Source organism: Granulicella aggregans (genome assembly GCF_025685565.1).
Classification (GTDB): domain Bacteria; phylum Acidobacteriota; class Terriglobia; order Terriglobales; family Acidobacteriaceae; genus Edaphobacter; species Edaphobacter aggregans_B.
Genome location: NZ_JAGSYE010000004.1, coordinates 204790 through 217512, shown reverse-complemented (window position 1 = coordinate 217512; position 12723 = coordinate 204790). Strand labels below are relative to the sequence as shown.

The window sequence follows — 12723 nt, the reverse complement described above, 5'->3', positions numbered from 1 at the left end:
GAGACTGAGGATGCAAAGAGGCATAAGGCAACAATCATCTGCTTCGTGTTCATCTTACTTTCCTTTCCAAGCTGGGAAGAGGAAGCGATAGACGATCCCGGTCTGCCAGATATTGGAGTTTCCAGTCGAGGCAAATTGCCGCGAATAGCTGGTGAGTATGCGGGTGTTGTGCGGAAGGTTGTAGTCGATACCGAAGTCCGCGCGCTGCGTGTTGACCAGTGGCAGACTGTCACTGAACAACGTGTCGCGGCGGAAGCTCTGGTTCATTCGAAATACCGGCTCGATGCGGCCGACGATGCTATCGAATCCGCCAAAGGCCGGGGTGCGATAGGCGGTTTCAATCCAGAAGCCTTGGGCGTGGTGACCGCGAGAGAACTCTGAGCGGAGCTCGAAGCCGGAGTTGGCTGGCTCCCACCAGAGGTGTCCACCGTAGAAGTTTTCGTGTGTACCCTGCAGGACGCGGTTGTAAGAGAGCCCGATCTCAAGACGATGATCGGGCAGGTAGAGGCTCGAACGTCCTCCCACGGACCGGTTGGAAGCGAAGTATTGGTTGCCCGCATGGCTGGAAAAGTAGGCGTTGTAGCTGATGGAGTATTTATGGCGGGATATGGCGGACCCGCTCAGCATACCGCCCGTCCCTGTACCTGTACCTTCGGTGCCGAGGCCGGCAGTCAGGGGACCACCCTGGAAGTTGCCGATCCATATCTCGGAGAGGCGATCGTTATAGGTGTTGAAGGGGATGAGGAAGCTGCCGCCAACGATCGTCAGGCGACGCGAAACCAGATAGTCGCCCTGAAGATAAGTGAGACTGACGAAGTGGCTGTGGTCATAGCCAGGGTTATTGCCTCCGTTGGGTGCGAAGTTCTCCAGAAGGATCGCACGCGATTCCACCAGGATGTGCGACCCGATGGGCGCTGCGATCAAGGGCTCGATCATCGGAGAGTAGCTGGTCTGACCCGCGTTGGTTGTTGTGAAGAAGCCGACACCGCCGGAGAGCAGCGGCGTATCCTGGGCGACCCCGGATCGCGCGAGGGCCAGCGCGGTCAAAGATAGAGTGGCCAACTGAAAGAGCCTCGCCAATCCTGGGGGGCGGAGTTTGTTGAAAGGGTGTGCCATAGCACGAACTGTAGCGGGGTCGCCGGCGCGTCGTGTCTCGGGATCGTCTGGGGATTGTCACTTCATTGTCAATTCAGCGAGCGCATTTGCGAACACTCGAAAGGGAGCTACGCCTCGGTCTTCAAAGCCTCGGCTCTCTCGCTTTTTCTTTGCAAGCCGGTGCAACAGGAGAGTGACATTTGCTTTACTCCCATGTGACAACTGGCGCGCGAGGGCTGGCTAGAGTCGGACTATCTCGTCCTCACAAGGTCGAGTCAATGCGGTGATGCTGTCGCTCACCCCGCCGAGGTCTGTTCATGTCGCCGCTTTCTTCCGTTGTCATGACGTCTCCATCGCTGCTCTTTCCCTTTGAAGAGCGGCTCGCACGCGCAATCGAAGAGATGCGCCTGGGGCGTCCCATCATTCTTGTCGACGACTTCGATCGCGAGAACGAAGCTGATTTGGTCACGGCAGCCGAGACGATCTCCGTACCGACGATGGCCCAGTTCATCCGGGAAGGCAGCGGGATCGTATGCCTATGCCTGACGTCCGAGACGCTAGACCGTTTGGATCTGCCCCAGATGGTGTCGACGAACGAAAGCTGTCACCAGACTGCCTTCACCATCACGATCGACGCGCGCGATGGCATTTCGACGGGCGTCTCCGCAGCGGACAGGGTTGCGACGATACGTGCCGCCGTCGCTGCGGATGCTCAGCCGCGCGACCTGGTCCGGCCCGGACATGTGTTTCCTCTTCGTGCAGCGCCTGGCGGTGTGTTGGAACGCGAAGGACACACCGAAGGATCGGTCGATTTAGCGCAGCTCTCGGGACTTCAGCCGGCAGCTGTGATCTGTGAGATCACGAACCCGGATGGAAGCATGGCCAAGGGAACGGAGGTTAGCCGGTTTGCGAGACGGTACGACCTGGTCACGTTGAGTATCTCGGAGCTGGTCGAGTACCGGAGATGCGATCCAACGTTTCGTCTGTCGACGATGGCTTGCTAAGCCGGAGCTGATCTTCCCGAACGCTGCGATTTGCCTTGGGTGATTCGCTATGACCTATCGGCGTGTGAAGAGAAAAGCGCTCAACAAAAGAATGACATTTGCCAGACGTTCCCATGACACCCGCTCGTTCCCCAGTCCTTACGGTATGAGACGAAGAGAAAAAGAGAAAGCGTATGCCCACATTGTTCACCTTCTTCACTATCCGCAAGAAGATTCGAAGCTCGGTCACACCCGAGGCTGAGCACCTCGGCAAGTTGCCGCGTCTTGCATTGGCGACCGTTCTGGGATTTGTGGGGATGCTGGCGCAACCAGCCCACGCGCAGGAAGAATTGCCTGCTTCGTCTCCTCAGAGCACATCTCAATCGTCTTCGAGTCCGGAACTCGGAACTTCAAGTTCGGGGCTCGGAGCCACGGACGCGCCGCAGAGCGACAGCCCTCAGGACGATCGGAGCCGACTCTCGAACGCTGAGAGCCTCGTGGCTCCGGCCTCTTTATCGTCGGACCAGATCATCCATATCCTGCAGCAGAACCCCGACCTGGTTGTGGAGTTGAAGTCGCAGGTAGCGGATCGCCTGCAGCAGCAGGGCACGCCGATCGACGCCAACGATATCTCTGACCAGATGCTCTACAGCCAGATCGCAACGAACAGCGATCTTCGCTCAAACATCACGACGTTTCTTCGTGCACGGGGATATGTCTCGCAGGACGATCTTCAGAGCCTGGGTTCGAGTCCGAGCGGTGGTCCGGCAGCTGCCGGGCTCGCTGGGCGAGGTACTACGGCGGGCGTAGCGGACCCGGACAAGCTTGCTGCATTGGGACTTTCATCGTCCCTGCGCGGAGACGGATCGGCCGACACGATCCGGTCGATCAGATCTACTGGCAATGCACCCGATAACGACCAGACGCGAGGACGCGAGGCGGTGAACGCCTCGACCGATGCGCCTAAGGTGCTTCGCCAGCCTGCGCCCTACAACCTGCAGTCGATGCGCGATCTGTACACGCAGGTCCCGGAGCAGACGGCCTCACTCAAGCGATTTGGTTCAGACGTCTTCGTAAACCGCGATGTCTCGGCGGCATCTCGCAACGGCGCGGGCCGCGACACACCGCTGGACGTTCCATTGGGTCCGGATTATGTTTTGGGCGCGGGAGATACGCTGACCGTCAATATGTGGGGCGGCGTGACGCAAAGCCTCAACCGCGTGGTTGACCGCGACGGCCGTATCCTGCTGCCGGATGCGGGCTCGCTCGACGTGTCGGGACTTCCGCTGCAACGCGCGCAGAGCCTGATCGAAGACGCTCTGAAGAAGCAGTATCGGGATGTGAAGGTCACCGTTACCGTGTCTCGCCTGCGCACGGTGCGGGTGTATGTCGTTGGCGATGTGCAACGGCCAGGCGGCTACGACATCAGCTCGCTTGCTACTCCTTTGAGCGCGCTGTTTGCGGCGGGCGGCCCCACAGGGGCTGGATCGCTGCGCGTGGCACGGCATCTTCGCGGAGAGAAGCTTGTGGAGGACATCGACCTCTACGACTTCCTGCTTCACGGAGTTCGCAGTAAGGATGCTCACTTCGAGAGTGGAGATACCTTGCTGGTGCCTCCCGCAGGAGCGCAGGTTGCAGTCTCCGGCGCGATCAGGCGTCCGGCGATCTACGAAGTGAAGCCGGGCGAAACCACTCTCGATGCGGTGATCGACGACGCTGGCGGATTTACTGCCGCGGCCTCGCTTGCGAACATCACGATCGAGCGGATCGACGCCAATCGGCAGCGCGAGACGGTGACGCTGAAGACATCCGGCATAGAGAACGCAGCCGCAGACCACGTCGCCATAGCCGAATTCCAGGTGAAAGACGGGGACCGCATTCGAGTTGCGCAGATCCTGCCTTATAGCCAGCGCGCCATCTATCTTGAAGGACACGTCCTGCGTCCCGGCCGGAGATCGTTTACCGAGGGCATGCGCCTGAGCGATGTCTTGCGCAGCTATCAGGACCTGCTGCCGGAGCCGGCGTCGAATGGCGAGATCATCCGACTGGTACCGCCGGACCTTCACGCAGAGACGATCAACTTCAGCGTGCCGGATGTGCTGATCGGGAATGGGAATGTCGATCTTCAGCCCTTCGATACGATCCGGGTTCTGGGACGATATCAGGTCGATGCTCCCAAGGTGACGATCCAGGGCGAGGTGCTGCGCCCGACTTCCTATCCCATGTCCAAGGGGATGACGGTCGCGCAGCTCGTCCGTATGGCGGGTGGATTCAAGCGCGACGCCCTGCTCGCCACGGCAGACCTCACCAGCTATGGAGTGCTGAATGGAGACCGAGTCACGGGAAGCATCGCGACGGTGCATATCGGTGCGGCGGTGGCGGGGACCGAGCCGGGAGCCGATGTTCCGCTCAAGCCAGGGGACATTCTCACCATCCATCAGATCACTGGCTGGAACGAGATTGGCCAGTCGGTACGGCTCGAAGGACAAGTAGCGTATCCGGGCACGTATGGCTTTCGCGAAGGGGAGCGACTCAGCTCCGTTTTGCGCCGAGCCGGAGGGCTCCGCGAGACAGCCTATCCCGCTGGCGCGGTGCTGGTGCGCGACCAGGTGCGCGAGCTTGAACAGAAGAGCCGCGAGGAGCTGATACGCCAGATTGAGACGAGCTCGGCTTCGGCCCGCCTCGCGCCCAACCTGGGATCGGGCGACTCCGGAGCCACGCTGAAGCTGATCCAGGCACAGCAGGACCAGGTGCTGGCGCGCCTGAAGAGCGAACCTCCCACCGGCCGTCTCGTGCTGCACATCACCGCGGATATCAGCAGCTGGGAAAGCACTCCTGCCGATATCGAGTTGCGCCAGGGAGACGTCTTGACCATTCCCAAGCGTCCGGGATTTGTTCTCGTCACCGGGCAGGTCTACAACGCCACCGCGCTTACGTTCACCCCAGGCAAGACCGCAGCCTGGTATCTGCAACATGCCGGTGGAACAAGCGACACGGCAAACCGCAAGGACATCTTCGTTGTCCGCGCGAACGGCTCGGTCATCGGGCGGCACTCGGGCGGACTCTTCGATCCAGCCGTTCTCGCCACGAAGCTCGATCCCGGCGACGTTGTGGTCGTACCGCAGAAGGTGATCGGGGCTTCACTCTTCTGGCGAAATCTCTTGACCGCGGCACAGTTGGCCTCGTCGATCGCCATTACCGCAGCCGTAGCGAATCTCTAGGTCGCTATGCGTGCATTCCTGACTACCGCACTCGTTCTTGCTTTCGTTAATCGAAACGCTATGCCTCAAGCCATTCCCAACTCGAGCAGTCCCCAGACGCACCACAGCACGGATTCCGTGTCGACGTATGTGCCGATCGAAAGCTGGATCTACCCGGCTTTCGACCGGCTTGCGGCCGAAGGATATCTACCCGGCGCATTTACAGGTCTGCGTCCATGGACCCGCACGACCTGCGCACGTCTGGTGATCGAGGCGAAGCTGAACCTCAGCCACGATCTCCAGTCTCAGGGTGACACTGAGGCACTCGCGCGCAGTCTCGAAGACGAGTTTCTGCCGGAGCTGCAGCGCATGGACGGAGCACGCAACGCTGAGTTCCGTATCGAGTCAGTGGACCAGCGAAGCACATCGATTGCCGGCCGGCCCTTGACCGATGGATACCACTTTGCCGAGACCCTTGTGAACGACTATGGCAGACCATTCGGTCAGGGCGACAACAGCTACACAGGCGTCTCCCTGCGCGCAACCGCCCGGACCTTCGCCGCTTATGTCCACGCAGAGGTACAGAAAGCTGCATCGGCGCCGAGCCCGAACGCGGCGACCCAGACAGCGATTGTCGCTGCCGACTTTACATCGGCAGGTGCGTTTGGCCCTGCCTCCGGCTTCACGCGTGGCAGACTGCTCGACGCGAATGTTTCGTACACCTGGGCGAACAATCAGTTCATCTTCGGCAAGCAGAGCCTGTGGTGGGGACCTGCTCGCAGTGGCTCGACCTTGTTCAGCAACAACGCAGAGCCACTGACGATGTTGCGCTACGACCGCGTTGAGCCTTTCGTGCTTCCGGGGTTTCTCTCACTGCTGGGTGAGATCCGGGCCCAGGCATTCTTCGGGCGGCTCTCCGGCGCGCAGTTTGTACAGGCTGAAGACCGCATCATAGGACGGCCAGGCTCCGCACTCAACGATCAGCCCTTCATCCACGGACAGAAGGTCTCCTTCAAGCCGACGGAGAACTTTGAGTTCAGCGTCTCGCGTACCGTCCTGTTCGGTGGCGCCGGTGTTCCAGTAACGACACATACTTTTCTGCGCAGCTTTTTTTCCACTTCGGGTGGAGAGGAACAACGCGATCCGGGCGATCGCCGCATCGCTGTAGACGCTCAGTATCGAATACCCGGCCTGCGCAACTGTCTGACCGGATACGTCGATGGGTTCTCGGAAGACCAGCCGTTTCCAGTTGTCTATCCCACCGAGAGTGCATGGCTATCCGGCTTCTACCTGCGCTGTGTGCCAGGCTTGCCGCGCGTGACCGTTCGCGCCGAAGGCCTGTTATCGCCGCATCGCGACCTCGCGTTTCCCGGCTTCTTCTACTTCAACGTTCACTACCTCAGTGGATACACCAACAATCGCCAGTTGATGGGAAGCTGGATCGGCCGCGAAGGAGATGGCGAACAGGTGTGGACGACATGGAGTCTTTCGCCACGCTCCTCCATCGAAGCCAGCTTTCGCGGCATGAACGTAAACCACGAGTTCCTGCAAGGGGGAGCGCTGCGGGACTTCAAGGTGGCTGCCAATCTTCAGCTCCGGCCCGAGTGGCATCTTCGACTTGAGAACCAGGCGGAGTGGTGGCGGTTTCCGGCTCTTTCGGCCGCGCCCCAGCGTAACGATGCCTTCACTCTTCAGCTCTCCTACCGCCCCCTATCGAGAACCAAACCATGAGCCCCAGCGTTATGACACCAACCCCCGAGTACACCGCGCAGGTAGCGGCCACCGCTCCCGCAGACTGGCTGAGCCGCGGAGTTCTGCTTTGGCAATATCGCCGTACGCTTACGCGCGTCACTACCGGCGCGATGATAGTGAGTCTCGGCATCGCCTTCGTCATCCCCAAGCAGTACAAATCCGTCGCAAGCATCATGCCACCCGACCAACAGGGCTCCGGCGCGATGCTGTTGGCAGCGCTCGCGGGGCGCTCCGGGGGGCTCGGCAGCCTTGGCAGTTTGGCGGGTGGCCTGCTCGGCACCCATACCAATACGGCGCTTTACGAGAGCCTGCTTGAGAGCGGCACCATCGGTGGCCGCCTTATCGACCGGTTCGATCTGCAGAGGGTCTACCACTCGCGCTATAGATTCACGACGGCAAAGCATCTGGCCAGAATGACAAAGATCACGGACGACAAGAAGAGCGGTGTGATCACCATCGCGGTCGAGGACACCGATCCGGTGCGGGCCCGCGACCTGGCCCAAGCCTATCTGGATGAGTTGAACAATCTGCTCACCCGAACGAGCTCATCCTCCGCGCGGCAGGAGCGCATCTTCATCGAGAGCCGACTTAAGTCGGTGAGCGCGGACCTCGAACAGGCTCAACTTGCGTTGAGTGAGTTCTCCAGCAGGAACAGCACCATCGATCTCAAGGAACAGACCCGCGGTCTCGTCGATGCAGGAGCGCGCGTGCAGGGAGAGTTGCTGGTGGAGCAGTCCGGGCTTCAATCGCTGCGTCAGATCTACGGCGACGGAAACGTGCGGGTTCGCGAGACCGAGGCGCGCATCGCATCGCTGCGGCAGGATCTGCAAAAGATGGCGGGAACGTCTGCTCCTTTGCCTGCGACGGATGCGGCCATTTCTTCCTCCGCGACTGGCCCCGAAGACAAGGCAGCTCTCTATCCACCGTTAAGACAGCTTCCCCGTCTCGCTGTCCCGTATGCAGATCTGTATCGCCGCGTGCGTGTTCAGGAGACCGTATTCGAACTGCTTACACAGCAGTTCGAGTTGGCCCGCATTGAAGAAGCGAAGGACATTCCCATCGTCTCTGTAATTGACTCGCCTGGCATACCGGAGAAGAAGTTTTTTCCGCCACGCCTGCTGCTGACTTTACTGCTTACCTTACTTACGTTTGCGGCTACGGCGGCGTTGATCCTGATCCGCGAGCAATGGCGCGCGGTTGACCCCCGCGATCCGCGCAAGTCCTTCGCAGTCGAGGTCTTCTCGGTTGTACGCAGGCGGCTGGGCCAGCTTGCCGGAACGCGGGATGGTGTCGCATGAGGAGACACCTCGTCAATGGCTTCTACGGTGTGCTGGACTACGGTGCCCATCCGTTCGGGATGCTGCTGGTAGCGCCAATCGTGCTGCATCGACTAGGAGCGGCCGAATACGGGGTGTGGATGATCTCGACCGCTGTCGTCAGTGCCGGCGGCATCATCGCCTCGGGCTTCTGCGATGCGAACATTCAGCGTGTCGCCAGGCTTCGCGGAACAGGCTCACTCGATTCCATGGTGAACGCTGTTCGCAGCATGATGGGGATCAACCTGGTGCTGGGCGTAGCGCTCGCAATCGCAGCGTGGATTGCCGCCCCCTACGCGGCGGTCCACATTACGGTCGCGTCCCTTACGCCGGTTCGAGAGTGCCTGATCTGCCTGCGTATCGCGAGCCTACTGATCCTGGTGCGCGCCGTTGAAAGCGTGAGCGTAAGCACGCAGCGCGCCTTCGAGCAGTATCGCGATGCAGTCCGGGTGAGCGTCGCCGTGCGGCTTCTGACGCTAGCTTCAGCCGCGCTGATCGTCCTATCTCATCGCGGCATCATCGCCATCCTGGTGGCCACGTCGGTCTTCCTGATCGGCGGTACCTATCTACAGTTTCGCCAGCTCTGGAGGCTACTTGGGGAACGCTCCCTGTGGCCGGTCTTCCATCCGGACGAGACACGAGCGCTGCTTGGCTTCGGCGTCTTCGCCTGGGCGCAAGCTCTGTGGGGCATCGTCTTCGGACAGCTTGACCGAGTGATGCTGGGTGTCTATCTCGGCGCAGCCGCCCTGGCCCCCTATGCGTTATGCATACAGTTTTCGCAGCCCATCTTCGGGCTTACCGCATCCGGCCTGAACTTCCTCTTCCCTTACCTCTCCAGCCGCACGGCTACGGCTTCGCAGGCGGAGCTGAAGCGAATGGTGTTGAAGTCGTTCGCCTGCAACCTGCTCCTGGTCTCCGCGGGGGCGGCGGCGCTGCTTGCGTTCGGGCCACGACTAATCCGCATATGGGCCGGGGCCGGAGTCGCGCATAGCGCCACCGCCATTCTGCCTCCGATCGTGATCGGGTCGGCGCTGATGGGCTTAGGAGTAACAGGAACCTACGCTATGCAGGCCCTGGGACTGTTCCGAACAGTAGCCTGCATCAGTCTTGCCGGAAGATCGGCGGTGCTGTCCCTGATGATCTATCTCCTGCGCCACATGGGGATTCAAGGCCTGGCCATTACACGTGTGTTCTATGGCTCGGTCGCTCTGATCGTCTACCTGCCCCTGGCCAATGCGCTGGGGATGGGACGCAGCAAGACAGCAGGTGCATCGTCTTTCGCTGCGGGCCACGAACTCACCGTCGGTCGCGAACTCAACGAGGGCTCAACGCTATGAAGATTCTCGTTACCGCCGCTTCATCCTCTGCGCACATCTCAGGCGTTCAACGCCATGCCTTCAATCTGGTGCGCTGCCTTCTACTTAATCCTGAGATTTCGAGAGTGGACCTGATCCTCGCTCCCTGGCAGCGTGGAATGGCCGAGGCGTCGGGGCTAAGCTCTGACAGCCGGTTGGCGATCCACTATCCGGAGATGGGCCGAGGATCGATCGCCAGAAACCTCTGGTACTACAGGGAACTTCCGGAGCTAGTCTTCCGCCTGCGTCCCGACCTCGTTCACCTCTCCTATCCGATGCCCATCGACGCGAAGGCCATCGGTTGTCCGACGGTACTAACTTTGCACGATCTCTATCCGTACGAGATCCCGAGGAACTTCGGACCCTACCAGTTTCTCTTCAACCGCGTGATCCTATGGCACTGCATGCACAGCGTCGACGCAATCGCCTGCGTGTCGGATACGACGATGTCGAAGTTGAAGCAATACGCTTCGAGCAAGTCGTATGGCAAAGCCATACGTATCTATAACTGCGTTGAGCCGGAGCCCGTATGCGCCACGCGGTCTCCTCTTCCGGAATGGGAGGGCGAACCGTTTCTGCTTACGGTCGCGCAACATCGTCGGAATAAGAACATCCCTTTGCTCATCCGCACCTTTCATCGCCTGCTGCGCCAGGGACGAATACACGCGTCGACGAGGCTGGTGGTGCTGGGAGTCAAGGGACCTGAGACGGAGACGATCGAGTCGCTGGTCTCTCAATTAGGCCTGCGAAACCGCGTGCTCTTCCTCGAAGGTCTGCCGCAGGCAGAGCTGCAGTGGTGCTACTCGCATTGCGAGGCCGTTGTGCTGCCATCGGTGACCGAGGGCTTCGGACTGCCGGCCGCAGAGGCTCTCTTGGCAGGTTGCCGCGTCGTCTGTTCGGCGATACCGGCGTTCCGGGAGATCGGCGGCACGCACTGTGAATACGTTGCCCTGGGGGCAGACGCGGAGATCGACCTTGCCGCTGGAATCAGGGCCGCGCTGGATAAACCGGCCAAAGAACCCGTGCCGTTCCCACATCTCTCCGCGGAGACTCTCGCAATGGAATACGCGGGTCTCTATCGCGGCCTGATACCACAGGCCGCAGATGCACAGAGCACGGCATCGGCAGCTCCGATTCAACTAGCAACAGCAGGAAGGCAGTCCCTATGAAGTCAGGAAAAGGCAGGCCCGCGGCCCATGTGCTCGGAGTAAGTGTGGATGCAATCGATATGCCTGGAGCGCTCAAACGGGTTGCGAATTCGCTGAAGAGCTCTCGCAAAAGCTATGTGTGCGTGGCAGGAGTTCATGGAGTGATGGAGGCACAGAGAAGCGCAGAGCTGCGCGACGCCTATGCCGGTTCCGAGATGACGATTCCGGATGGCATGCCGCTGACCTGGGTAGGCCACATGCAGGGACACCACGCCATGCAGCGCGTAACTGGCCCTGATCTGATGCTGGAGATCTTTCGGCGCAAGGAGTTCGCGCACGTAACCCACTTCTTCTACGGCGGGCGCGAAGGCATCGCAGAAGAGCTGCGCGACAAGATGCGGGCGAAGTTTCCCTGGACCAGGATCGTCGGCACCTACACTCCTCCGTTCCGGGAGCTCTCGCAGACCGAAGCGGCGGAGTTCACTGCAAGGATAGCCGCGCTGCAGCCAGACATCATATGGATCGGTATCAGCTGTCCTCGGCAGGAGGTCTTCATGGCCCGTCATCTGCCGGAGTTAAAGACGAAGCTGATGTTCGGCGTAGGGGCCGCATTCGACTATCACACGGGCCACATTCGCGATTGCGCCGACTGGATCAAGCGCGCTGGTCTGCAGTGGCTGCATCGATTACTACAGGATCCGAGACGCCTATGGAGACGCTATCTGCGCAACAACCCTGCCTTCATATGGCACATCACGCGACAGCTGTTAAGAGAGCGGAAGACCGAATCAAGCTGGGAGACAAGGAAACCCGAGACGCCGCATCAAGTCCAGATACGCTGACGCAGGATCTCGCTGCGTAACAAGACAAGACTTTGACAATTTTCCAACCGGGGCATGACAACTCGAGCACCCGAGATCGCTAGTGTAGGTATCGCTACTAAGGTTTGGCTTAACCAGATCAAGGCGCTGAAAGCGATTTCCCATTGAGAGCAATTCAATGCAAGCCCGCATACCAAGGAGAGAGTGATGAAGAAGAAGTTGATGCTGATGTTGCTGGTATTTGCGATGGCGAGCGGGACTTGGAATCGCGCGGCCCATGCGCAGGGCAGTCCGCGGCAGATCGAAGTTACCGCCAAGCGCTTCGCCTATGCTCCCGGCGAGATCACTTTGAAAAAGGGAGAGCCCGTGGTGCTGCTCATTAAGAGCGCCGACGTCGCCCATGGTCTTCGCTTTCGCGAGCTGAACCTGGATGCGAAGATCGACAAGGGCGGCACTGCTCGGCTGAGCTTCACGCCGGATAAGACGGGCGACTTCGTCGGCCATTGCTCAGTATTCTGCGGCTCCGGTCACGGAGAGATGACTCTCATGCTGCACGTGGTCGAATAGCCATGCGTCTGCGGGGTGCGTTGATCGTCGCAATCTTCGCGGGGACATTGATCGGCTGCAAAGCCAGTCGTCCGGGCAAGATCGAGACAAAAACAGTGACCTTCGCCAAGCACCACATCCTTATCGGAAACAAGAACCAAAAGAATCCCCTCGCACCCAATGCCGAGACCTGGGCGGATGGGAAGGAAGCGTTCTCGCACTACTGCGTGGCTTGCCATGGCATGGATGGACAGAAAACCGGCGTACCCTTCACGGACCACATCTCGCCGCCTATACCGTCGCTGGCCTCGGAAGACGTCCAACGATACACAGACGGCCAGCTCAAAGAGATCCTGGACTACGGGATCTGGCCGTCCGGCATGCCGGGCTCGAAGGGCACGCTGAGCGACGACGAACTCTGGTCGATCGTGGTCTTCATGCGCCATCTGCCGCCCGCAGGAAGTCAGGGAACTCCCGAGATGTATACGCATTAGTTCTTCGAAGCTG

Annotated in this window: 10 protein-coding genes; 9 read left to right on the top strand and 1 reads right to left on the bottom strand. The window is 60.1% G+C overall.

The features are described 5' to 3' along the window. Nucleotides 1–54 precede the first annotated feature (54 nt). On the bottom strand, nucleotides 55–1062 hold the full coding sequence (locus tag OHL18_RS20420) for a hypothetical protein (protein ID WP_263376729.1): 1008 nt from the start codon (nucleotides 1060–1062) through the stop codon (nucleotides 55–57). Between the two features lie 350 nt (nucleotides 1063–1412). Between OHL18_RS20420 and ribB the strand changes: the two genes are divergently transcribed. The 9 genes from ribB to OHL18_RS20375 all read left to right on the top strand — a co-directional run bounded on the left by ribB (nucleotide 1413) and on the right by OHL18_RS20375 (nucleotide 12710). Then, nucleotides 1413–2099, top strand: a complete 687-nt coding sequence (ribB, locus tag OHL18_RS20415; RefSeq protein WP_263376728.1) for a 3,4-dihydroxy-2-butanone-4-phosphate synthase — start codon at nucleotides 1413–1415, stop codon at nucleotides 2097–2099. Between the two features lie 173 nt (nucleotides 2100–2272). Next, nucleotides 2273–5299, top strand: coding sequence for an SLBB domain-containing protein (locus OHL18_RS20410; RefSeq protein WP_263376727.1), 3027 nt, complete (start codon nucleotides 2273–2275; stop codon nucleotides 5297–5299). Nucleotides 5300–5359: 60 nt separating this feature from the next. After that, the gene (locus OHL18_RS20405; RefSeq protein WP_263376726.1) at nucleotides 5360–7009 is read left to right on the top strand and encodes a capsule assembly Wzi family protein; all 1650 of its coding nucleotides are present in this window, start codon (nucleotides 5360–5362) and stop codon (nucleotides 7007–7009) included. Then, nucleotides 7006–8328, top strand: a complete 1323-nt coding sequence (locus OHL18_RS20400; RefSeq protein ID WP_263376725.1) for a GumC family protein — start codon at nucleotides 7006–7008, stop codon at nucleotides 8326–8328. The genes OHL18_RS20405 and OHL18_RS20400 overlap by 4 nt, the downstream gene beginning before the upstream one ends. Next, complete coding sequence (locus OHL18_RS20395) at nucleotides 8325–9683, top strand: oligosaccharide flippase family protein (protein WP_263376724.1); 1359 nt, start codon at nucleotides 8325–8327, stop codon at nucleotides 9681–9683. Before OHL18_RS20400 ends, OHL18_RS20395 begins: the two co-directional genes overlap by 4 nt. Further along, the gene (locus OHL18_RS20390) at nucleotides 9680–10870 is read left to right on the top strand and encodes a glycosyltransferase family 4 protein (protein ID WP_263376723.1); all 1191 of its coding nucleotides are present in this window, start codon (nucleotides 9680–9682) and stop codon (nucleotides 10868–10870) included. The genes OHL18_RS20395 and OHL18_RS20390 overlap by 4 nt, the downstream gene beginning before the upstream one ends. 143 nt (nucleotides 10871–11013) lie before the next feature. Next, the gene (locus tag OHL18_RS20385; protein ID WP_263376722.1) at nucleotides 11014–11691 is read left to right on the top strand and encodes a WecB/TagA/CpsF family glycosyltransferase; all 678 of its coding nucleotides are present in this window, start codon (nucleotides 11014–11016) and stop codon (nucleotides 11689–11691) included. Between the two features lie 186 nt (nucleotides 11692–11877). Beyond that, nucleotides 11878–12237: a cupredoxin domain-containing protein gene (locus OHL18_RS20380; RefSeq protein WP_263376721.1), complete on the top strand. Its 360-nt coding sequence runs from the start codon at nucleotides 11878–11880 to the stop codon at nucleotides 12235–12237. Nucleotides 12238–12239: 2 nt separating this feature from the next. After that, the gene (locus tag OHL18_RS20375) at nucleotides 12240–12710 is read left to right on the top strand and encodes a c-type cytochrome (RefSeq protein ID WP_263376720.1); all 471 of its coding nucleotides are present in this window, start codon (nucleotides 12240–12242) and stop codon (nucleotides 12708–12710) included. The last annotated feature ends 13 nt before the right edge of the window (nucleotides 12711–12723 follow it).